Source organism: Acidimicrobiales bacterium (genome assembly GCA_035316325.1).
GTDB lineage: Bacteria > Actinomycetota > Acidimicrobiia > Acidimicrobiales > VFJN01 > DASXTK01.
The window spans coordinates 1-20,061 of sequence record DATHJB010000095.1 but is presented as its reverse complement, the minus strand read 5'-3'; the positions used below and the strand labels follow the sequence as shown (position 1 = coordinate 20,061).

At 72.3% G+C, this 20,061-nt stretch carries 18 protein-coding genes; 8 read left to right on the top strand and 10 right to left on the bottom strand.

The genetic code is table 11. The annotated features are described in order from the left end of the window. The first annotated feature begins 99 nt into the window (after positions 1-99). The 3 genes from VK611_13535 to VK611_13525 are packed head-to-tail and all read left to right on the top strand — an operon-like array spanning position 100 to position 3,840. Entirely contained in the window at positions 100-690 is a 591-nt protein-coding gene (locus VK611_13535; GenBank protein ID HMG42354.1) for a sigma-70 family RNA polymerase sigma factor, read from the top strand. Continuing rightward, the gene (locus VK611_13530; protein HMG42353.1) at positions 680-2,629 is read left to right on the top strand and encodes a hypothetical protein; all 1,950 of its coding nucleotides are present in this window, start codon (positions 680-682) and stop codon (positions 2,627-2,629) included. Before VK611_13535 ends, VK611_13530 begins: the two co-directional genes overlap by 11 nt. 11 nt (positions 2,630-2,640) lie before the next feature. Continuing rightward, positions 2,641-3,840 (top strand): M15 family metallopeptidase, encoded by a 1,200-nt coding sequence (locus VK611_13525; protein ID HMG42352.1) that lies wholly within the window; start codon positions 2,641-2,643, stop codon positions 3,838-3,840. On the opposite strand, the gene pcrA is transcribed toward VK611_13525, so the two are convergent. Beyond that, complete coding sequence (pcrA, locus tag VK611_13520; GenBank protein HMG42351.1) at positions 3,837-6,068, bottom strand: DNA helicase PcrA; 2,232 nt, start codon at positions 6,066-6,068, stop codon at positions 3,837-3,839. The genes VK611_13525 and pcrA overlap by 4 nt on opposite strands. Positions 6,069-6,165: 97 nt before the next feature. Between pcrA and VK611_13515 the strand changes: the two genes are divergently transcribed. Beyond that, positions 6,166-7,014: a hypothetical protein gene (locus VK611_13515; GenBank protein ID HMG42350.1), complete on the top strand. Its 849-nt coding sequence runs from the start codon at positions 6,166-6,168 to the stop codon at positions 7,012-7,014. An 11-nt stretch (positions 7,015-7,025) separates the two neighbouring features. Here VK611_13515 and VK611_13510 read toward each other — a convergent pair whose 3' ends face one another. From VK611_13510 to VK611_13500, 3 genes are read right to left on the bottom strand one after another with little or no spacing between them, the layout of a single operon-like run. Then, positions 7,026-7,817, bottom strand: coding sequence for a dienelactone hydrolase family protein (locus VK611_13510; protein ID HMG42349.1), 792 nt, complete (start codon positions 7,815-7,817; stop codon positions 7,026-7,028). A gap of 24 nt (positions 7,818-7,841) precedes the next feature. Further along, positions 7,842-9,440: a glutamine-hydrolyzing GMP synthase gene (gene guaA / locus VK611_13505; GenBank protein HMG42348.1), complete on the bottom strand. Its 1,599-nt coding sequence runs from the start codon at positions 9,438-9,440 to the stop codon at positions 7,842-7,844. Then, positions 9,437-10,555: a GuaB3 family IMP dehydrogenase-related protein gene (locus VK611_13500; GenBank protein ID HMG42347.1), complete on the bottom strand. Its 1,119-nt coding sequence runs from the start codon at positions 10,553-10,555 to the stop codon at positions 9,437-9,439. The genes guaA and VK611_13500 overlap by 4 nt, the downstream gene beginning before the upstream one ends. Positions 10,556-10,668: 113 nt before the next feature. Here VK611_13500 and guaB point away from each other — a divergent pair, with 113 nt between their 5' ends. Beyond that, positions 10,669-12,189, top strand: a complete 1,521-nt coding sequence (gene guaB / locus VK611_13495) for an IMP dehydrogenase (protein ID HMG42346.1) — start codon at positions 10,669-10,671, stop codon at positions 12,187-12,189. Positions 12,190-12,225: 36 nt separating this feature from the next. Here the strand turns inward: guaB and VK611_13490 are convergent, their stop codons facing one another. From VK611_13490 to VK611_13480, 3 genes are read right to left on the bottom strand one after another with little or no spacing between them, the layout of a single operon-like run. Then, a complete protein-coding gene (locus VK611_13490) occupies positions 12,226-13,509 on the bottom strand; it encodes a glycosyltransferase family 4 protein (protein HMG42345.1) in 1,284 nt (427 codons plus the stop codon). A gap of 42 nt (positions 13,510-13,551) precedes the next feature. Next, the gene (locus VK611_13485) at positions 13,552-14,427 is read right to left on the bottom strand and encodes a CoA pyrophosphatase (protein ID HMG42344.1); all 876 of its coding nucleotides are present in this window, start codon (positions 14,425-14,427) and stop codon (positions 13,552-13,554) included. Then, a complete protein-coding gene (locus tag VK611_13480; GenBank protein HMG42343.1) occupies positions 14,420-14,584 on the bottom strand; it encodes a hypothetical protein in 165 nt (54 codons plus the stop codon). The genes VK611_13485 and VK611_13480 overlap by 8 nt, the downstream gene beginning before the upstream one ends. Before the next feature lie 54 nt (positions 14,585-14,638). Here VK611_13480 and VK611_13475 point away from each other — a divergent pair, with 54 nt between their 5' ends. Genes VK611_13475 through dusB form a run of 3 tightly spaced genes read left to right on the top strand, consistent with a single transcriptional unit; the run spans position 14,639 to position 16,784 of the window. Next, positions 14,639-15,043 carry a PPOX class F420-dependent oxidoreductase gene (locus tag VK611_13475; protein ID HMG42342.1) on the top strand — a complete coding sequence of 135 codons (405 nt, stop codon included), beginning with the start codon at positions 14,639-14,641 and terminating at the stop codon, positions 15,041-15,043. Next, a complete protein-coding gene (locus VK611_13470; protein ID HMG42341.1) occupies positions 15,040-15,645 on the top strand; it encodes a Maf family protein in 606 nt (201 codons plus the stop codon). The genes VK611_13475 and VK611_13470 overlap by 4 nt, the downstream gene beginning before the upstream one ends. Beyond that, entirely contained in the window at positions 15,642-16,784 is a 1,143-nt protein-coding gene (gene dusB, locus VK611_13465; GenBank protein ID HMG42340.1) for a tRNA dihydrouridine synthase DusB, read from the top strand. The genes VK611_13470 and dusB overlap by 4 nt, the downstream gene beginning before the upstream one ends. Before the next feature lie 62 nt (positions 16,785-16,846). Here dusB and groL read toward each other — a convergent pair whose 3' ends face one another. From groL to VK611_13450, 3 genes are all read right to left on the bottom strand, one after another. Further along, complete coding sequence (gene groL, locus VK611_13460) at positions 16,847-18,493, bottom strand: chaperonin GroEL (GenBank protein ID HMG42339.1); 1,647 nt, start codon at positions 18,491-18,493, stop codon at positions 16,847-16,849. A gap of 5 nt (positions 18,494-18,498) precedes the next feature. Next, positions 18,499-18,792, bottom strand: a complete 294-nt coding sequence (groES, locus tag VK611_13455; protein ID HMG42338.1) for a co-chaperone GroES — start codon at positions 18,790-18,792, stop codon at positions 18,499-18,501. A gap of 158 nt (positions 18,793-18,950) precedes the next feature. After that, a partial coding sequence (locus VK611_13450) for an alkaline phosphatase D family protein (GenBank protein ID HMG42337.1) occupies positions 18,951-20,061 on the bottom strand: 1,111 nt, incomplete at its 5' end.

Genomic DNA, 20,061 nt, shown 5'->3' with positions numbered 1-20,061 from the left:
GGCTCGGACGGTTCGGGTGGACAGCCGGCGTCGGGACCACCACGATGGCCGGGACGGGTGGTGCGCCTGTGAGGTGGCCGGCGCACCCAGTCGACACACGTGGCAGCAGGGGCAGGGCGGGTGCAGGAGACGGATCCGGGGCTCATACGGGCAGCCGCGGCAGGCGACCAGGAGGCGTTCGCGCAGCTGGTGCGCGCCCACCAGCAGCACGTCTGGCGCTTCCTCCGGCGCCTGCTGGGCGACGACGCCCTGGCCGAGGACGTCACCCAGGAGACGTTCGTGCGCGTCTACACCCGGCTGTCGACGTTCACCTTCGAGGCCAAGTTCTCCACCTGGGTGTTCCAGATCGCCCGCAACGCCGGGATCGACGAGCTGCGCAAGCGGCAGCGCCAGTCGAAGCTCCACGACCTGCTCAGCCGGCGGCACACGCACGTCCCCCCGCCCGACGTGGCGGTGGAGCTGCAGCTGGCCCTCGACTGCCTGCCCGACGACCAGCGGGCGGCGCTGCTGCTGGTGGAGGTCTTCGGGCTGCGCTACCGGGAGGCGGCCGAGGTGCTGGGCATCCCCGCCGGCACCGTGAAGAGCCGGGTGCACCACGCCCGGGAACGCCTGCACGAGTGGGCGCAGGCCGGCCAGCTCCATCGCTCCCGCCGGAACGAGCCCCGGAAGGGGTCGACCGGTGAGGGCTGACGGCCTGCGCTGCGACGAGGCGCGCCGCACCGTGTCGCTGGCGGCCGACGGCGAGGACGGCAACGTCGACGCCGAGGCCACGCTGTCCCACCTGTCCGGCTGCGACGCCTGCACCGGCTTCGAGGACATGGTGCTCGGGCTGCGGACCCAGCTGCGGGTCGAGCCGGTCGATGCCGCGCCCGACGTGGTCGACGCCGTGCTCCGGAAGATCCGCGCCATCCCGACGCCGCCCCCGGTGCCGGTCGAGCGACGCCGGGCCGACGGGACGCAGGACGACCGGTTCATGTGGCCGGTGGCGGCGCTGTGGGCCGGGCGGGGCGCGGTCAGCGCCGCGGCGGCGATCGGCTTCCTGGCCGGCGCCACGTTCGTCGGCTTCGGCGACGGGTCCGACACGAGAGCGGCCGCCGACCTGCCCGAGCGCGTCGCCGCGGTGCAGAGCGAGGTCACCTCGCTGGCCGCCGACATCCGGCTCACCGAGTACGGCCGCCCCGACCGCGCCGGGGAGCGGGTCTTCACCGGCGAGCTGCGCTACGGCGGCCCCGAGGACCTCCAGCTCACGCTCGAGGAGAGCGCCCGGTCGCGGGACGGGGTGCGGGGCAGCGGCGCTCCCGGCGACGGCGACGTGGCCCTCAGCGTGACCGGCGACCGCTGGATGCTCGACTCCGTGCGGGGCTGCACGCCGACGCCCGGGCGGGCCGCCTGCCCGGACGGAGCGACCCGGGTGGTGCGGGCGGTCACCGGCCGGGCGCCGTTCTCCGAGGCCGCGCCCGTCCCGATGGAGCTGGTGGCGCCCGTCGAGAGCTTCAGCCTGGCGGGGACACCCCCGTCGCTGGGTGAGCGCACCATCGCCGGCCGCCCGGCCATCGGCGTGGGCGTCACCGCCGCCCAGGTCGCGCGGTTCGTCGAGCAGCTGTCGCCCGCCGACGACCTGCGGGCCGTCTACCCCACCGACCCCGTGGAGATGTGGCTCGACGCCGACGACCTCGTGCCGCTGGAGCTGGTGGTCTACGCCGGCGACGGCCCCGAGCGCGAGCGCTGGGCGACGATGCAGGCCTACGACGACGAGCCCGGCGACCGCATCCTGGCGTTCTCGACCAGCGACGTGCGCATCAACGACGACACCCCGGCGCCCTCGTCCACGGCGACCTACTTCTACGCCGGCAACCCCGAGCTGAGCCAGACCGACGAGGGCTTCGAGACCGGGGACGCGCCGGCCGTCCCGGTGCCGGTGGCCCTCCCGGCGACCTACCGGCCGTCCCGGTCGGGCACGTCGCAGACCGCCGAAGGGCCCACCGTCGAGGTGCGGTCGTGGACCGACGGGCGGGCCTGGGTGAAGGTCGAGGCCACCCGCGACTGGACGGGCGGGCACCTGTTCGGCGGGCTGGGAGCGGCCGTGCGCACGGTCGACCTGGGGATGACCGGCGGGCGTGGCTACCTCAGCGCCGACGGCCACAAGGTCGCCGTCCACACCGACGACGTCGACCTGGTCGTCACCGGCAGCGTGCCCACCGACCAGCTGCTGGAGCTGGCCGGCAGCCTCGGCGTGCGCGGCGTCGCCACCCCCGAGGGCTGGCGCGAGTCGAACGCCACCACGCTGGCCCGGGCCGCCACCCGGATGCCGCGGCTGCTGTCGGCCAGGGCTCTCACCGGCTTCGGCATGCCCGCGGTGCGGCTGGCGTCGGGCGTCGACGACACGGTCACGCAGGTCTACGCCGGACCGGGCGACCGGGGCTTCGTCCTCACCCAGAGCGCCCTGCCCGAGCTGCCACCACCCAGCGACGACACGCTCGGCGTCGAGGTGCGGGGCCAGCCGGGCCGCTACAGCGCCGAGCAGTCGCTGCTGGAGTGGTCGGAGCGGGGGGCGTCGCTCAGCCTGACGAGCCCGTCCCTGTCGCTCACCGAGCTCCTCGACATCGCCGCCACCCTGAAGACGCCCTGACCCGGTACGCCATGCAGAAGCTGTTCGGACTCTTCGGCGCCGGGATCGGCGGGGCGCTCGTCGGCGTGCTGGTGGTCGTGGCGACGCAGGGCTCGCCGTCGTCGCCGGAGACCACCCGGCCGTCGACGACCTCCACCGTGCCGGCCAGGATCGCACCGGTCCCCGAGTCGTCGGCCGACGTGCTGCTGGCGTGGACCACCCGCCAGCTCGACACGCGGCTCACGGGCGTGGCGCGTGAGCTCCCCGAGGTGCAGGTGGTGTCCGAGGTGGCGTCCCACCTGACCGACCTCGTCGCCAGCCACGACAGCGACGGCGGCACCGTCGACGACGTCGATCCCGGCTGGTCGATCCCGCTCGAGACCATCGCCGTCGACCCGGCCGCCCACGCCCAGCTGGCCTCGGTCGCCGACCGCGACGCCGTGGCGACGCTCGGGCCGGGACAGGCGCTGCTGGGCCGGTCGTCGGCGGCGCTGCGGCGCCTCGACGTGGGCGGCACCGTCGAGCTGACCGGCGGCCACAAGCTGGTGGTCAGCGGGATCGTGGAGGACGCCACCATCGGTGCCGCCGAGCTGGCGGTCGACCAGGCCACCGGCGTCGAGATCGGGGTGGTCACGCCCCGCTACCTGCTGGTGGCCCACGACAGCGACCGGGCGACCGTCGAGGCGGCGCTGCGGGCGGCCCTGCCGGCCGACGTGCCGGTGCGGTTCCGGGGACTCGGCGAGACGCCGTACCTGCGGCAGGGTGACGCCGTGCTGCCCCAGGTGCGCATCAAGGAGCGGTTCGGGGAGTTCGCCTACAAGCCGCCGGCGCCGGGCGAGCGGGAGTTCGAGCAGGACCCGGCCTGGCAGTCGGAGAACCTGGTGAGCCGCGACATGCCCATCCTCGGGCGGATGCGCTGCCACCGGGCGGTCGTCGACGCCATCGAGGGGGCCCTGACCGAGATCGCCGACTCCGGGCTGGCCGCGCTGGTCGACCCGGCGGGGTTCGCCGGCTGCTGGAACCCCCGGCTGGTGGTGCCGGGCAGCGACATGTCCCGTCATGCCTGGGGCGTGGCGCTCGACGTCAACTACGACGCCAACCCCACCGGCCGGGAGTCCGTGCAGGACCCCCGCCTGGTCGACGTCTTCCGCCGCTGGGGCTTCACCTGGGGCGGCAAGTGGCTCCTCCCCGACCCGGCCCACCTCGAGTTCGTCGAACCCCCCGAGCGTTAGATCTTCTCGAGGGGGGCCCACGACAGGAGGAGGTGCTTCTCGCCGGCGTCGCGGAAGCGGACGACGGCCTCGGTCTTGTCGCCGTCGCCGGTCAGCCCCAGGATCACCCCCTCCCCGAAGGTGTTGTGGCGCACGTCGTCGCCGATCTTGAGGCCCATCGTCTCGGCGCCGCTGCGGCTGGGGACCCGGGCCCGCAGCGCTCCCTCGACGATCCGCTCGCGGCCGGCCCCGACCCGGGTGCCCGACCCCGACCCCGACCCGTAGCCCGACGACTCGCGGCTGCTGCGCCGCGATGCCCGGCGGTTGCCGTCGATGTCGTGCACCAGGCGGGCCGGGATCTCGTCGATGAAGCGGCTGGCGGCGTTGTACTGCGTGCCGCCGAACAGGGTGCGGCTCCAGGCGTGGCTGAGGTAGAGCCGCTTCCGGGCCCGGGTGATGCCCACGTAGGCGAGGCGGCGCTCCTCCTCGAGCTGGTCGGGCTCGGTGAGCGACCGCAGGTGGGGGAAGACGCCGTCCTCCATCCCGATGAGGAACACCGCCGGGAACTCCAGGCCCTTGGCGGCGTGCAGCGTCATGAGGACGACGTAGGACGGGTCGTCGTCGAGCTGGTCGGCGTCGCTGACCAGGCTGATCTGCTCGAGGAACTCGTCGACGGTGGCGAAGTCGGCGGCGGCGCCGACCAGCTCGGCCAGGTTCTCGAGCCGGCCCTCCGACTCGACCGTGCGCTCCACGTCGAGCGCCTCCGAGTAGCCCGACCGCTCCAGCAGGGCCTCCAGCAGCGGGCCGGGGCTGCCGGCGACCAGGTCGCCCACCCCGTCGAGCACCGCCAGGAAGGCCTCGATGCCGCGGATCGCCTTGCCCGACACGCCGGCGTCGTCGGCCCGGCGCAGGGCGTCCATGAAGGAGGACCCGTGGGCGGTGGCCCAGGCGTCGAGCTTGCCGACCGACGTGGCGCCGATCCCCCGCTTCGGCTCGTTGAGGATGCGCTTGACCGACACCTCGTCGGTGGGGTTGATCACCGCCCGCAGGTAGGCGATGGCGTCCTTGATCTCGCGCCGGTCGTAGAAGCGGGTGCCGCCGATGACCTTGTAGGGGATGCCGACCCGCATCAGGTGCTCTTCCAGCACGCGGCTCTGGGCGTTCGTCCGGTAGAAGACGGCGATGTCGCCCCAGCTCAGCTCGGTCTCGTCGTGGAGGCGGGAGATCTCCCGGGACACCCACTGGGCCTCGTCGACCTCGTCGTCGGCCCGGTAGCGGACGATCGGGTCGCCGTCGCCCACCTCGGTCCACAGGTCCTTCGGCTTCCGCGACATGTTGTTGGCGATGACGGCGTTGGCGGCATCCAGGATGGTCTGCGTCGACCGGTAGTTCTGCTCCAGCAGCACCACGGTCGTATCCGGGAACGCATCCTCGAACTCCACGATGTTCCGCATGTCCGCACCTCGAAAGGCGTAGATCGACTGGTCCTGGTCACCGACGACGCAGATGTTTCTGTGTTCGGAGGTGAGGAGGATGACGAGGTCGTTCTGGACCTTGTTGGTGTCCTGGTACTCGTCGACGAGGACGTAGCGGAAGCGCTGGCGGTAGTGGTCGAGGACGTCGGGGTTCTCACGCAGGAGGCGCAGGGCCTGGGCGAGGAGGTCGTCGAAGTCCATGGCGCCGGCCCGGGCCAGGCGGGCCTGGTACTCGCGGAAGATGTCGGCGATCTTGCGCTCGAAGATGGTCTGCGCCGCGGCGGCGTAGGCCTCGGGGTCGAGCGCGTCGTTCTTGGCGGCGCTGATGGCGTGGTGGATCGACCGCGACGGGAACCGCTTCGTGTCGAGGCTCAGGTCGCGGATCACGTAGCCGACCAGGCGGGTGGCATCGGCCTGGTCGTAGATCGTGAACTGCTTCGGGAAGCCGAGGAGGTCGGCGTCGCGCCGCAGGATCCGCACGCAGGCCGAGTGGAACGTGGACACCCACATCTTCTGCGCCACCGGCCCGATCAGCGCCTGCACCCGGTGCTTCATCTCGTCGGCGGCCTTGTTGGTGAACGTGATCGCCAGGATCTCGAAGGGGCTCACCCCCCGGTCGCGGATCAGGTGGGCGATGCGGTGCGTGAGCACGCGGGTCTTGCCGGAGCCGGCCCCGGCGACCACGAGCAGGGGGCCGTCGCTGTGCGCGACGGCGTCGCGTTGGACCGGGTTCAACCCGTCGAGCAGCGAGGAGGAGTCGGAGGAGGGGGCCATGAGTGGTCCCCATGGTAAGTGGCCCATATGACGGTGAAGGGTGGCGTCGGAGCCCTTGGTTGTGCAGGCGGCGACGAGGTGGGTGAGAATCGCCGCCGTGAAGGTGCAGCGGCTGTCATCGACCGACGGGTTCGTCGTCTGGGACATCGAGGAGGCGACCACCGCGGCGGGCGTCGTCCGGGTGGCCCCGAAGGTGCTGCAGGACGGCGCCGTCCTCCTCGCCCGCACGGTGACCTACATGTTCGCCTCGTTCGGCGTCGCTTCGGCCGCCGGTGCTTCCGCCGCCGTGAACGCCAAGCCCGACGACCGTGACCAGGCGTGGGCGGCCTTCGTCGACGAGGTCCGGCCCCTCGCCGAGTCGGGGAAGCTGCACCTGGCACCCGGCCTGGGCACCACGGCCGACGACGTCGCCCCGCTCGGCGGCACCGAACCCGACGCCGCGCTGCTGGCCGCCGGGGCGATCGCCGCCGCCAAGGTGGGCGGCCCACTCGATTGGCGCACGGCGGCCGTCGTCGGCTCCGGCCCGGTGGTCGACGCCGTCACCGACGAACTCAAGGCCGCCGACACCACCCTGGTCGACAGCCGCTTCGACGCCGCCTGCGACGTGCTCTTCGTCGCCGGCAAGGCGGGCGTCCTCGACCACCCCACCGCCGAGGTCGTGCAGGCGCGGGTCGTCGTGCCCCTCACGCCGGTCCCGGTCACGGCCCGGGCGCTCGCCATCCTGAGCCGGGCCGACCGGATCGTCATCCCCGACTTCCTCTCCACGGCGGCGCCCCTGCTGGCCACCCACGATGTGGCCCAGGGCGACCCCGTCCAACGCGTCCGGGAGGCCACGGTCGCGCTGGCCGAGCACGGCACGGGGATGTGGCTGGCCGCTGCCGTCCGCGCCGAGGAGTTCCTGGCCACGTGGACCAAGGAGAAGCCCTTCGGCCGTCCCCTCGCCTGAGTCCCCTGGGTCTAGGCGGCAGGTGACAGCAGGCGACGGCGGAACAGGTCGAGGACCTGGTCGAGCGCGTCCCGCGTCGGGTGGCCCGGCTCGTCGACCAGGTGCTCGGTCAGCACCGAGTGCGACGACTTGGCGAGTCCGTGCGGGTTGCCCGGCGAGGAGTCGATCTCGACCCCCACGAAGGCGTCGCCCAGCTCCTCCCGCAGGCGCTCGAACCGCTCGCCCGGCGCCAGCCGGTCGCACGTGAAGCGCAGCCCCAGCACGTCGACGCCGGCCGCTGCCCGCTCCTTCACCCGAGCCAGATCCGAGGCCGAGATCCCCAGGTCACGGCGATGGCGCTTCGACAGCGGGAACGGCAGCGACGGCTGGCTCAGCACCGGCGCCAGCAGCCGCTCGTCGACCATCATCGCCAGGGCGAACCCGCCGGTGAAGCACATGCCCACCGCGCCGATGCCCGGCCCGCCGCAGCGCTCGTGCTCGGCAGCGCCCAGTGCCCGCAGCCACCCGGCGACCGGTGACGTGCGCCCGGTCGTCCAGGTGGCGAACTCCCGCGACACGCAGCCGAACCCGACCGCCGTCAGCCCGCCCCGCACCGAGCCCGGCGCCCCCGGCTCGCCGAACAGGTGCGGCAGCACCGCGGTGCACCCGATCTCGACCACCCGGTCGGCGAACCCGAGCACACCGGGCGTGATGCCCGGCATCTCCGCCAGGACCACCACCGCCGGCCCGTCGCCCCGCCGGAACACCCGGCGGGTCTTGCCGTCGTGCGTGAACGTGCCCTCTGCGTAGTCCCCCAACGACATGGCCGGGAAGCTAGCCGAGCGCCGCTACTCCCACTCGATGGTGCCGGGGGGCTTGGAGGTGATGTCGTAGGCGACCCGGTTGATGCCCGCGACCTCGCCGATGATCCGGTTCGACATCGACTCCAGCAGCTCGTAGGGCAGCTTGGCCCAGTCGGCGGTCATCGCGTCCTCGCTGGTCACGGCCCGGATGATGATGGGGTGCGCGTAGGTGCGCTCGTCGCCCATCACCCCCACCGAGCGGATGTCGGGCAGCACCGCGAACGCCTGCCAGATCTCCCGCTCCAGGCCCGCCGTGCGCAGCTCCTCCCGCACGATGGCGTCGGCCTCCTGGAGCATGGCCACCTTGTCGGGGGTGACCTCGCCGATGATCCGCACCGACAGCCCCGGTCCCGGGAACGGTTGGCGCCACACGATCTCCTCGGGCAGCCCCAGCTCCTCGCCGACCCGCCGCACCTCGTCCTTGAACAGGTTGCGCAGCGGCTCGACCAGCTCCATGGTCATGTCGTCGGGCAGGCCGCCGACGTTGTGGTGGCTCTTGATGGTGGATGCCCCGTCGCGCCCGCCCGACTCGATCACGTCGGGGTACAGGGTGCCCTGCACCAGGTACTTCGCGTCCTCCAGGCCGCCGGCGTGCTCCTCGAAGATGCGGATGAACAGCTCGCCGACGATCTTGCGCTTGTCCTCGGGATCGGTGACCCCTGCCAGGCGCTCGAAGTAGCGGTCGGCGGCCCGGACGTGGATCAGCTCGATCTTCTGGTGGCGCTGGAACGTCTCGACGACCTGCTCGGCCTCGTTCTTGCGCAGCAGCCCGTGGTCGACGAACACGCAGGTCAGCTGCGGTCCGACGGCCTTGTGCACCAGTGCCGCGGCGACGGCCGAGTCGACCCCGCCCGACAGCGCGCAGATCACCCGCCCCTCGCCTACCTGGGCCCGCACCGCGGCGACCTGCTGCTCGATGATGGAGCTCATCGTCCAGCCGGCGCCGATGCCGGCGAGGTCGTGCAGGAACCGCCGGATGACGTCCTGGCCGTGCGGGGTGTGCGACACCTCGGGGTGGTACTGCACGCCCCAGATGCGCCGTTCGGCCGACTCCATGGCGGCGACCGGGGCGTCGGCGGTGAACGCCGTGGCCGTGAACCCGGGCGGCACCTGGGTGATGGCGTCGAAGTGGCTCATCCACACGGTCTGGTCGGTCGGCTGTGCGGCCAGGAGCCCCGAGCCGTCGACGACGTCGTCGGCCACGTGCAGGATCGTGCGGCCGTACTCGCCCCGACCGCCCCGGGCGACCTCGCCGCCCAGCTGCTGGGCCACGAGCTGAGCGCCGTAGCAGATGCCCAGGATCGGGATGCCCAGGTCGTAGATGCCCGGGTCGAGGCTGGGCGCCCCCTCCACGTGCACCGACTTGGGGCCGCCCGACAGGATCAGCGCCCGTGGCTTCCGGGCCGCCACCTCGGCGGCGGTGATCGACGACGGCACCAGCTCGGAGTAGACGTTCGCCTCCCGCACCCGGCGGGCGATGAGCTGGGCGTACTGGGCGCCGAAGTCGACGACCAGGCAGGCGTCCTCGGTGGCGTCGACCACGCCGGCCGCGCCGGCCACATCGGCCACGTCGGCGCCGCTCATCGCCGGTCCCCCGTCACCGCGAGGTCGGCCTTCTGCAGCTCCTTCAGCTTCTCGTACCCGCACATCGCCATCGCCCGCCGTAGCGCACCGATCAAGTTGAGCCCTCCGTCGGGATCGTGGGAGGGGCCGACGAGGATCTCCTCGAACGAGCCCCGTTGTTCGACAGCGACCCGGGGGCCGCGGGGCAGCGTGGCGTGCACCGCGCTCATGCCCCAGTGCCAGCCCTTGCCGGGCGCCTCGTGGGCGGCGGCCAGCGGCGTGCCGATCATCACCGCATCCGCCCCGCACACCACCGCCTTGGCGATGTCACCACCGGTGGTCATGCCGCCGTCGGCGATCACGTGGACGTACACGCCGGTCTCGTCGAGGTGCCGCATGCGGGCCGCCCGGGCGTCGGCCAGCGCGGTGGCCAGCGGCATCCCCGCGCCCAGCACGTCACGGATCGACGACGCCACCCCCGAGCCGGTGCCCACCAGCACCCCGGCGGCGCCGGTGCGCATGAGGTGCAGCGCCGACTGGTACGACGTGCAGCCACCCACCACCACCGGGATCTCGTAGTGGCGGATGAAGTCCTTCAGGTTGAGGGCGTCGGCGGTGCGCGACGACACGTGCTCGGCCGACACCACCGTCGCCTGGATCACCAGCAGGTCGGGCTCGGCCCGCAGCACCGCCTCCGACAGCTCCAGCGTGCGATGGGGAGTGACCGCGACCGCGCACGTCACGCCGGCGGCCTTGATGTCGTCGATGCGCTGGCTCACCAGGTCCGGCTGGATCGGCTGCGCGTAGATCTCCTGCAGGCGGCGGGTGGCGACCTCGTCGGGCAGCGCGGCGATCTCGTCGTACAGCGGACCGGGGTCGTCGTAGCGGGTCCACAGCCCCTCCAGGTGGAGGACGCCGCCTGCACCCAGCTCACCGAGCTGGACGGCGGTGGCCGGCGACGTGACGCTGTCGCACGGCGAGGCCAGGATCGGCAGGTCGAAGTGGTAGGCGTCGATCTCCCACGACACGTCGACGTCCTCGGCGTCGCGGGTGCGGCGGCTGGGGATGATCGTGACCTCGCTCAACGAGTAGGCGCGGCGAGCCGACTTGCCCATTCCGATCTCGACCTCGGCCATTTGCGGCCACCAACCTTCCGCCACCACGGCAAAGGCACGTACAGGAGCAACCGAGTGTAAACGGTCACGCCAGGTGGCCTCGGAGCCGGGGAGAGGCCCATTACACTTCATCCATGGCAGCGCCTCCTCGTCCCTTCCCCGAGTCAGCGCACGGCGAATCGCTCCCCCCCAAGTTCGCCAAAGAGGGCCTCACGTTCGACGACGTGCTCCTCGTCCCGGCCGAATCGTCGGTCCTCCCGTCCGAGGTCTCCACCCGGACCACCCTCACGCCCTCGATCGAGCTGGCGATCCCCATCGTCTCCGCGGCGATGGACACCGTCACCGAAGCCCCCCTCGCCGTCGCGCTCGCCCGGGCGGGCGGGATCGGCATCGTCCACCGCAACCTGTCGATCGACGACCAGGTGGCCGAGGTCGACAAGGTGAAGCGCAGCCAGTCCGGGATGATCGTCGACCCGGTCACGCTGCCGGCCGACGCGTTCGTCACCGACGCCCTGTCGATCATGGAGCGCTACCACATCTCCGGCGTGCCGATCACCGACGGCGAGGGCCGCCTCGTCGGGCTGCTCACCAACCGCGACCTGCGCTTCATCGAGGACGTGCACCAGGTGATCGCCAACGTGATGCGCCGCCCGCCGCTGGTCACCGCGCCGCTGGGCACCACGCTGGAGCAGGCCAAGGACATCCTGTGGCAGCACCGCATCGAGAAGCTGCCGATCGTCGACGCCGAGGGCCACCTCAAGGGCCTCATCACCGTCAAGGACATCAAGAAGAAGACCGACCATCCCCACTCCACGCACGACAGCCAGGGCCGCCTCATGGTGGGCGCCGCGGTCGGCGTCGGGCCCGACGCGCTGGAGCGGGCCGAGCGGCTGGTCGTGGCCGGGGTCGACGTGCTGGTGGTCGACACCGCCCACGGCCACAGCCTGGGCGTGATCGACGTGGTCAAGCAGGTGAAGGGCGCCTTCGAGGTCGACGTGATCGCCGGCAACGTGGCCACCGGCGAGGCGGTCGACGCCCTCGTGGGCGCGGGTGCCGACGCCATCAAGACCGGCATCGGGCCGGGGTCGATCTGCACCACGCGGGTGGTCGCCGGGGTCGGCGTCCCCCAGATCACCGCCATCTACGACTGCGCGGTCGCCGCGGCCCGCCACGGCGTCAATGTGATCGCCGACGGCGGCGTGCACTACTCGGGCGATGTCGCCAAGGCCCTGGCCGCCGGGGCGCACACGGTGATGCTGGGCTCCTTGCTCGCCGGTGTCGACGAGTCGCCGGGCGAGGTGGTGCTCCACCAGGGCGAGCGCTTCAAGGAGTACCGGGGCATGGGCTCGATGGGCGCCATGAAGGGCCGGTCGTACTCGAAGGACCGCTACTTCCAGGGCGACGTGGTCGACACCGACAAGCTGGTCCCTGAGGGGATCGAGGGTCGGGTCGCCTACAAGGGCCCGGTGTCGAACGTGATCTACCAGCTGGTGGGCGGCCTGCGGATGGCGATGGGCTACTGCGGCGCCGCCACGCTCACCGACCTGCGGGACCGCGGCCAGTTCGTGCGCATCACCGGCGCCGGCCTGCGGGAGTCGCACCCCCACGACATCGCCATCACCAAGGAAGCCCCCAACTACGGCGCTGCCTGGTAGCCCGCCCGCTCGGCCGCGAAGCCGCGCGCCAGGAGGTCAGGTGACGCCGATCGACCGGGCGGTGACCTCGAGGAAGCGGTCCATCTGGCTCCACAACCCGGTCTCGTTCGCCCAGCCGGCGACATCGGCCGACAGGGCGACGCGGGTGGCGTCGTCGGTGAGCTGGTCGACGCTGGCGGCGATGCCTCGGACGATCGCGTCCTCGTCGGCCTGACCGGGGACGCCCAGCCGGCGGAGCACCTCGGGCGAGATGCACTCGTCGGTGCCGCCCACGCCCTCGGCCCGCACGGTGATGCAGGGGAGGCCGTACGAGCTGGCCTGGAGCACCGACGACGGGCGGCTGTCGATGAAGCTCCCCGGCACCGCGGTGTGCAGGGCGGCGTCGGCGGCGCGGAGCATCCGGGGAAGGCTGCGGGGCGGCACGAACACGTGCCCGACGCCCGGCGGCAGGTTCTCGGGGAGCAGCGACCGGTCGCCCTCGCCGGCGATCACCAGCTGCCAGCGGTCGTGCGTCGTGGCCGCCCGGTTGAAGGACTCGATGGCCAGGTCCGGGCGCTTGTCCTTGGACAGCCGGCCCGACCACAGCAGCCACAGCCGGTCGGCGCGCAGGGGCTCGCCGCCCACCGGGACGTAGCCGTCGGCCAGGTACTCCTGCTTCCAGCGGGAGCGGTCGGCAGTCACCTCGGGGGCGACGCCGTCGCTCGGCGGGGGCGAGCCGACGATCGCGTCCACCGTGACGCCGGCCTCGCGGGCCACGTCGGCCAGCCACTCCGAGGCCGCGGTGGTGGACGCGCACGCCCGGAGGTGCTCCCGGTAGGCGTCGCGGACCAGCGACTGGTTGGGGGACACGTCGGGCCCTACCGCCGGCTCCGGGAGCCAGCGGTAGGCGTCGCCGCCCCGGAAGGTGGCGACGTAGGGGACGCCCGCGGCCCGGAGCACGGGCGCAGCCACGCTGAGCAGGGGAAACGGGTAGACGAAGACGGCCACGTCGGGGCGGGTCTCGGGTCGGGCGCAGGCGTCGGCGACGATGGCCAGCAGCTCCACCGAGGCCGCGGAGATGGCCGACTTGGCGATCGGCCCGTCCCAGAACGGGCGGGACACGACGCCGTCGGGCAGCGGGTCGGCGGCGTCGACGAACGTGACCTCGGACGGCCCGACGGTGGCCGGGAACACGTAGGTCAGCTCGTGGCCCTGGGCGAGCGACGTACGCACCAGGCCGCGCACGAACCCGACGGTCATCCCGCTCAGGATGGCCGGGTACTCCCGTCCGTCGGGCCCCGAGCCCGACCAGGCCGACTTGGCCACCAGCAGCAGACGCATCCCGGGTCCAGTTCCTTCGTGCTCGTCGGGTCTACGGAAGGCTCAAGGATGGCCCAGGTCGCCCCGGCCGAGGGTGCCGGTCACGATGCCCAGCAGCTGGCGCAGCAGCGACGCGGTCATGCCCCACACGGTGTCGCCCACCAGCTCGAAGAAGTAGAGCGACCGGTAGAAGCCGTTGGGGAAGGGCCAGATCTCCTCACGGAAGTTGGCCGGATCGGCCAGCTCCGCCAGCGGCACGTGCAGCACCACCTCGACCTCGCCCGGGTTGGGCGACAGCTGCGGCCGGCCCGGCAGCGTCCCGACGTAGGGAACGATGTACGACTGGCTGGTGAGGGTGTTGAGGTGGTCGAGCTCGCCGATCAGCTCCACCGAGGAGGGGTCGAGGTCGATCTCCTCCTTGGCCTCCCGCAGCGCCCCGTCGGCCGGCGTCTCCCCCGGCTCCACCCGACCACCCGGGAAGCTGACCTCGCCCTCGTGGGTCGACAGGCCCCAGGTGCGGCGGGTGAGCACCACGACGGCGTTGCCGCCCTGCTCGTAGAGGGGCGCCAGCACGGCGGCGGGACGCCCCGTCGCCTCGGGCTGGCCCGCCCGTTCGGAGAGCTGTGGTGGCCCGACGGTGGCGAGCGTCCGACGCACGTCGTCGAGCGACGGCCGCCGGTCCTGCGGGGCGAGGTCGGCCCACGGCGGCGGGCCACCCGCCCGGGCCGTGTAGGGGCGGGGGATGCGCTGGGCACCGCCCCGGCCGTAGGGCACCGGCACGGGTGGGGGCGGCGGCGTCTCACCGGGCTGGGGCCAACCCGGGAACCCGAGCTCCAGCGCCTTGCGCGCCGACACCAGCCCGTCGGGCCACTCACCCCGCCCGTCCCGGCGGTCCGACGGGGTCTCGCCGGCGACGGCGCCGTCGTCGCCGTCAGTCACCGGCGGCCGTCGCCGCCGACGCGCTCAGGTGCTCCAGCACCTCGCGCAGGCCGGCGGTCTTGAGGTTGCTCATCACCTTGCCGGGCGTCGTCTCGCCGCGCTCCCACTCCATCCAGTACGCGAGGAGCTTCTGCGGGTCGGTCGGCGGCTTGTCCATCGCCGGCCAGGCTAGGCCCTCGCTCCCCGGCTGGTGCGCCGTAGCGTGGGCGACATGTCCGCCACGTTCGACGACGACGTCCGCCGCCTCCTCGACGGCAAGAACTTCGCCACCGTCGCCACCCTGGACCCCGACGGCAGCCCGCACACGTCGGTCGTCTGGTTCCTCCGCGACGGCGACACGGCGCTGTTCTCCTCGACCACCCAGCGCCGGAAGGTCCGCAACCTGGAGCGCGACCCCCGGATCGCCCTGTCGGTGTTCGACCTGGCCAACCCGTACCACGCCGTCGACATCCGCGGCACCGCCGAGCTCACCGTTGACGAGGCCAAGAGCCTGCCGGTGGAGCTGTCGCAGAAGTACCTCGGCAGCGAGCCGCCGCCCGAGCCCGACGAGATCAAGCGCTACATCGTCCGGGTGATCCCCGAGAAGATCACCACGTTCTCGACGGGAACCCGGTGACCCCTCGTCGTGTGGTGCTCGCGTCGGCCTCGCCGGCCCGGCTGATGTTGCTGCGCAACGCCGGCATCGAGCCCGACGTCGTGGTCAGCGGCGTGGACGAGGACGGGGTCGACCAGCTCCCGGCGCGCGACGCCGCCATCGCACTGGCATCCCGGAAGGCCGAGGCGGTGGTCGTGGCCGGGGACGTCGACGGCGCCCTGGTGATCGGGTGCGACTCGATGCTCTCGATCGACGCGACGGTGCGGGGCAAGCCGTCGTCGGTCGACGAGGCCCGGGGGTGGCTGCGGAGCTGGCGCGGCCGTACCGGGGTGCTGGTGACCGGCCAGTGCGTGATCGACACGGCGAGCGGGCAACGAGTGGTCGGCGCGGTCGAGACGTCGGTGACCTACGGCCACCCGGGCGACGACGAGCTGGAGGCCTACCTGGCCACCGGCGAGGCCCTCCAGGTGGCGGGCGCCTTCACGCTCGACGGCTACTCGGCCCCCTTCGTCGCCGGGGTGGACGGCGATCCCGGGGGCGTCATGGGCCTGTCGCTCCCGCTGCTGCGGACCCTGCTCCACCAGCTCGACATCCCCATCACGTCCCTGTGGGCCAAGCCGTGAGCGACCCGCCGGCGCTGCGGATCGGGGCGCTGGAGGTGTCGCCGCCGGTCGTGCTGGCGCCCATGGCGGGGGTGACCAACGCCCCGTTCCGGCGCCTGTGCCGGTCGTTCGGGCCCGGCGGCGGCCTGTACGTGAGCGAGATGATCACCGCCCGGGGCCTGGCCGAGCGCAACGAGAAGACCCTGCGGATGGCCCGCTTCGCCGACGACGAACCCGTGCGGTCGATCCAGCTCTACGGCACCGATCCCGCGGCGATGGCCGAGGCGGTGCGCTTCCTGGTCGACACCGAGGGCGCCGACCACATCGACCTCAACTTCGGCTGCCCGGTCGCCAAGGTGACGCGCAAGGGAGGCGGCGCCGCGTTGCCGGTGCGGCGGGCGCTGTTCGCCGCGGTGGTGCGGGCGGCGGTGACGTCGGCCGGCCGGGTGCCGGTCACGGTGAAGCTCCGGATCGGCGTCGACGACGACCTCCAGACATTCCTCGACGCCGGCCCCATCGCCGCCGACGAGGGCGCCGCGGCCGTCGCCCTCCACGCCCGCACCGCCCGCCAGCACTACTCCGGCACCGCCGACTGGTCCGCCATCGCGGAGCTGAGGGCCAAGATCCCGACGTCGATCCCCGTCCTCGGCAACGGCGACATCTGGCAGCCGGCCGACGCCCTGCGGATGATGGAGTCGACCGGCTGCGACGGCGTGGTGGTCGGCCGGGGCTGCCTGGGCCGCCCGTGGATCTTCCACGACATCGCCGTCGCCGCGGCGGGCGGCACCCCGCCGGGGCCTCCGCCCCTCGGCCCGGTGGCGACGGTGCTCAGTCGACACGCCCACCTGCTGGCCGACTGGCTGCCCGAGCCCCTGGCCCTGATCGACCTCCGCAAGCACGTGGGCTGGTACCTCCACGGCTACCCGGTCGGCGGCGACGTCCGCCGTCGCCTGATGGCCACGACGACCCTCGCCGAGCTGGACCAGGAGCTCGACGCCCTCGACCCCGACCTGTTGCCCCTCCCGGGTTCCGAGACCGAACCCCGAGGCAAGACGTCCGGCCCCCAACGGAAGGTCACCCTCCCCGAAGGCTGGCGTGAGCGCCCCGACGATCCCACGCCGACCGTCGAGGACGACCTGGCCGCCACCAGCGGCGGCTGACCCCAAAACGCAGCGAGCCGGGACGCCGCAAGGGTCGTCCCGGCTCGTCAGTGCTGTATTGCTTACATCATTCCCATGCCGCCCATGCCACCCATGGGGTCGCCGCCACCTGGCGGGCCTGCCGGGGCAGCGGGCTCGGGCTTGTCGGCGACCAGCACCTCGGTGGTGAGCACCAGGCCTGCGATCGACGCTGCGTTCTGCAGCGCCGCCCGCGTCACCTTGGCGGGGTCGATGACACCGGCCTTGAGCAGGTCCTCGAACTCGCCCGTCTGGGCGTTGAGGCCGACGTTGCCGGTCTCGCGCTCGACCTGCTGGACGGTGACCGCACCTTCGAGGCCGGCGTTGTCGGCGATGAGCCGAGCCGGCGCCTCCAGCGCCTGCCACACGGTGCGGGCACCGGTGGCCTCGTCGCCTTCGAGCGTGTCGATCACGGCCGACACGGCCGCACGGCTGCGCAGGAGGGCGGTGCCGCCACCGGCGACGATGCCTTCCTCGATGGCCGCACGGGTGGCCGACAGCGCATCCTCGATGCGGTGCTTCTTCTCCTTGAGCTCCACCTCGGTGGCCGCGCCGACCTTGACCACGGCGACGCCGCCGGACAGCTTGGCCAGCCGCTCCTGCAGCTTCTCGCGGTCCCAGTCGGAGTCGGTGTCGTCGATCTCGCGCTTGATCTGCGAGATGCGACCGGCGATCTCCTCCTCGGAGCCACCACCATCGACGATGGTCGTGTTGTCCTTGGTGACGATCACCTTCTTGGCCTTGCCGAGCAGGTCGAGGGTGATGTTGTCGAGCTTCAGCCCGACCTCCTCGGCGATGACCTGACCACCGGTGAGGGTGGCCATGTCGCCGAGCATCGCCTTGCGACGGTCACCGAAGCCGGGGGCCTTCACCGCGACGCTGTTGAAGGTGCCACGGATCTTGTTCACCACCAGGGTCGCCAGGGCCTCGCCCTCGACGTCCTCGGCGATGATGACCAGCGGGCGGCCGGACTGCATGACCTTCTCGAGGATCGGCAGCATGTCCTGCACCGAGGAGATCTTCCCCTGGTTCAGCAGGATGTAGGCATCCTCGACGACGGCTTCCTGGCGGTCGCCGTCGGTCACGAAGTAGGGCGAGAGGTAGCCCTTGTCGAACTGCATGCCCTCGGTGAAGTCGAGGTCCATGCCGAAGGTGTTCGACTCCTCGACGGTGACGACACCGTCCTTGCCGACCTTGTCGATGGCGTCGGCGAGAACCTCGCCGATGGCCGGGTCGGCGGCGGAGATGGCGGCCACCTGGGCGATCTCGGAGCGGTCGTCGATCTCCTTCGACTGCTCCTTGATGGCGTCGACCGCGGCCTCGACGGCCTTGTCGATGCCGCGCTTGAGGCTCATCGGGCTGGCACCGGCGGCCACGTTGCGCAGGCCGCCGTGCACGAGCGCCTGGGCCAGCACCGTCGCCGTGGTGGTGCCGTCACCGGCCACGTCGTTGGTCTTGGTGGCGACTTCCTTCACGAGCTGGGCGCCCATGTTCTCGAAGGGGTCGGCCACCTCGATCTCACGGGCGATCGACACGCCGTCGTTGGTGATGGTCGGGGCGCCCCACTTCTTGTCGAGCACCACGTTGCGGCCCTTGGGGCCGAGCGTGACCTTCACCGCGTTGGCGAGCTTGTCGACGCCGGCCTCGAGGGCACGGCGTGCTTCTTCGTCGAACTTGAGGATCTTGGCCATTCAGATCACTTCTTCACGATGGCGAGCACGTCACGGGCGGAGAGGATGAGCAGGTCATCGCTCTCGACCGTGATCTCGGTGCCGCCGTACTTGCTGTAGACGACGGTGTCGCCGACCTTGACGTCGACGGGGAGGATCTCACCGGTCTGCTCGGAACGCTTGCCCGGGCCCACGGCCAGGACCTCGCCCTGCTGGGGCTTCTCCTTGGCGGTGTCCGGGATGACGAGACCGCTCGCAGTGGTCTCCTCGCTCTCACCGGGCTTGACGACGATGCGGTCGTCGAGGGGCTGCAGGTTCATGCGTGGCCTCCGTTGGCGTGCATTTGCTTGTCGGATCGATCGATCTGTCGCGCAACCGGGAGCGTTAGCACTCTCAATTGCCGACTGCTAACACTAGGCGGCAGTTGCTGGCACTCGCAACACCCGACTGCCAGCGTCGTGACCCCTCGGCCGCTCCGCTACGCCGGGCGGGGAGTGGGGTCGCCGTCGGACACGACCCACGTGGCGGCCGTCTCGATGTCGGCCGCGGCCTCGTCGGTGGTCGACACGAGTCGGTACTGCGCCCGCAGCTCGTCGGGCGTCACCTCGCACACCACGTAGCCTCGCTGGTGGGCGTTGACGTACTGCACGTTCGGCAGCCCTCCCACCAACGACTCGATGGCGTCGGCCAGCGGGAAGCTCGACGAGATCGACGTCCCCACCAGCTCGGTCGCCAGCGGCTGCCCGGGCTCGACGTCGACGGTGCCGACCGCGCTCAGGTGGATGTCGCCGGTGATCACGACCGGGTTCGCCACGCCGTCGAGCTGTCGGAGGAGCCGCTCCCGGGCCGCGGGGTAGCCGTCCCACTGGTCGAGGTTCACGAGGCCCTCGGCGAAGGGGACGTTGGCCACCACCGTCTGCTGCGCCAGCACGTTCCAGCGGGACTCACTGTCGGCCAGCTCGTCGCCCAGCCACGCCTCCTGCTCCTCGCCGAGCATGGTGCGGTCGTCGCCCTCGGCCTCCTCGCACAGCGGCCCGGCGCCGGCGACGACCGCCGTGTCGCCACACTCCTGGTCGCTGCGGTACTGACGGCCGTCGAGGACGTAGAAACGGGCCAGCGTGCCCCAGTCGAGCGACCGGTAGATGCGGAAGTCAGCGCTGCCGGGCCCGGGTGGGCCCAGGCGCACCGGCGTGTGCTCGTAGAAGGCCTGGTAGGCGGCGGCGCGCTGCTCGAGGAAGCGGGCACGGGCGGTCTCGTCGGCGGGATCGGTGTCCTGGCGTACGGCGCCGGCGTAGTCGTTGTCGACCTCGTGGTCGTCCCAGGTGCACACCCACGGGCAGCGGGCGTGGGCGGCCCGGAGGAGGGGGTCGGCCTTGTACTCGCCCCAGCGGGCCCGGTATCCGGGCAGGTCGACGGGCGCCTCGGTGGCGTAGGGCTGGAGCGAGCCCGCCTCGGGCGGTCCCTCGTAGATGTAGTCGCCGAGGAAGAAGACCAGGTCGACGTCCTCCTCGGCCAGGTAGGCGTGGGCGGTCCAGAAGCCGTCCTGGCGGTTCTGGCAGGAGGCGAAGGCGAAGCGGACGACGTCGGGG

Coding starts and splice junctions, on each gene's coding strand:
- VK611_13475 (HMG42342.1), top strand. CDS start 14,639: ATGTCCGCCACGTTCGACGACGACGTCCGCCGCCTCCTCGACGGCAAG.
- guaA (HMG42348.1), bottom strand. CDS start 9,440: ATGAGCGGCGCCGACGTGGCCGATGTGGCCGGCGCGGCCGGCGTGGTC.
- pcrA (HMG42351.1), bottom strand. CDS start 6,068: ATGGCCCCCTCCTCCGACTCCTCCTCGCTGCTCGACGGGTTGAACCCG.
- guaB (HMG42346.1), top strand. CDS start 10,669: ATGGCAGCGCCTCCTCGTCCCTTCCCCGAGTCAGCGCACGGCGAATCG.
- groES (HMG42338.1), bottom strand. CDS start 18,792: ATGAACCTGCAGCCCCTCGACGACCGCATCGTCGTCAAGCCCGGTGAG.
- VK611_13500 (HMG42347.1), bottom strand. CDS start 10,555: ATGGCCGAGGTCGAGATCGGAATGGGCAAGTCGGCTCGCCGCGCCTAC.
- groL (HMG42339.1), bottom strand. CDS start 18,493: ATGGCCAAGATCCTCAAGTTCGACGAAGAAGCACGCCGTGCCCTCGAG.
- VK611_13490 (HMG42345.1), bottom strand. CDS start 13,509: ATGCGTCTGCTGCTGGTGGCCAAGTCGGCCTGGTCGGGCTCGGGGCCC.
- VK611_13480 (HMG42343.1), bottom strand. CDS start 14,584: ATGGACAAGCCGCCGACCGACCCGCAGAAGCTCCTCGCGTACTGGATG.
- VK611_13510 (HMG42349.1), bottom strand. CDS start 7,817: ATGTCGTTGGGGGACTACGCAGAGGGCACGTTCACGCACGACGGCAAG.
- VK611_13525 (HMG42352.1), top strand. CDS start 2,641: ATGCAGAAGCTGTTCGGACTCTTCGGCGCCGGGATCGGCGGGGCGCTC.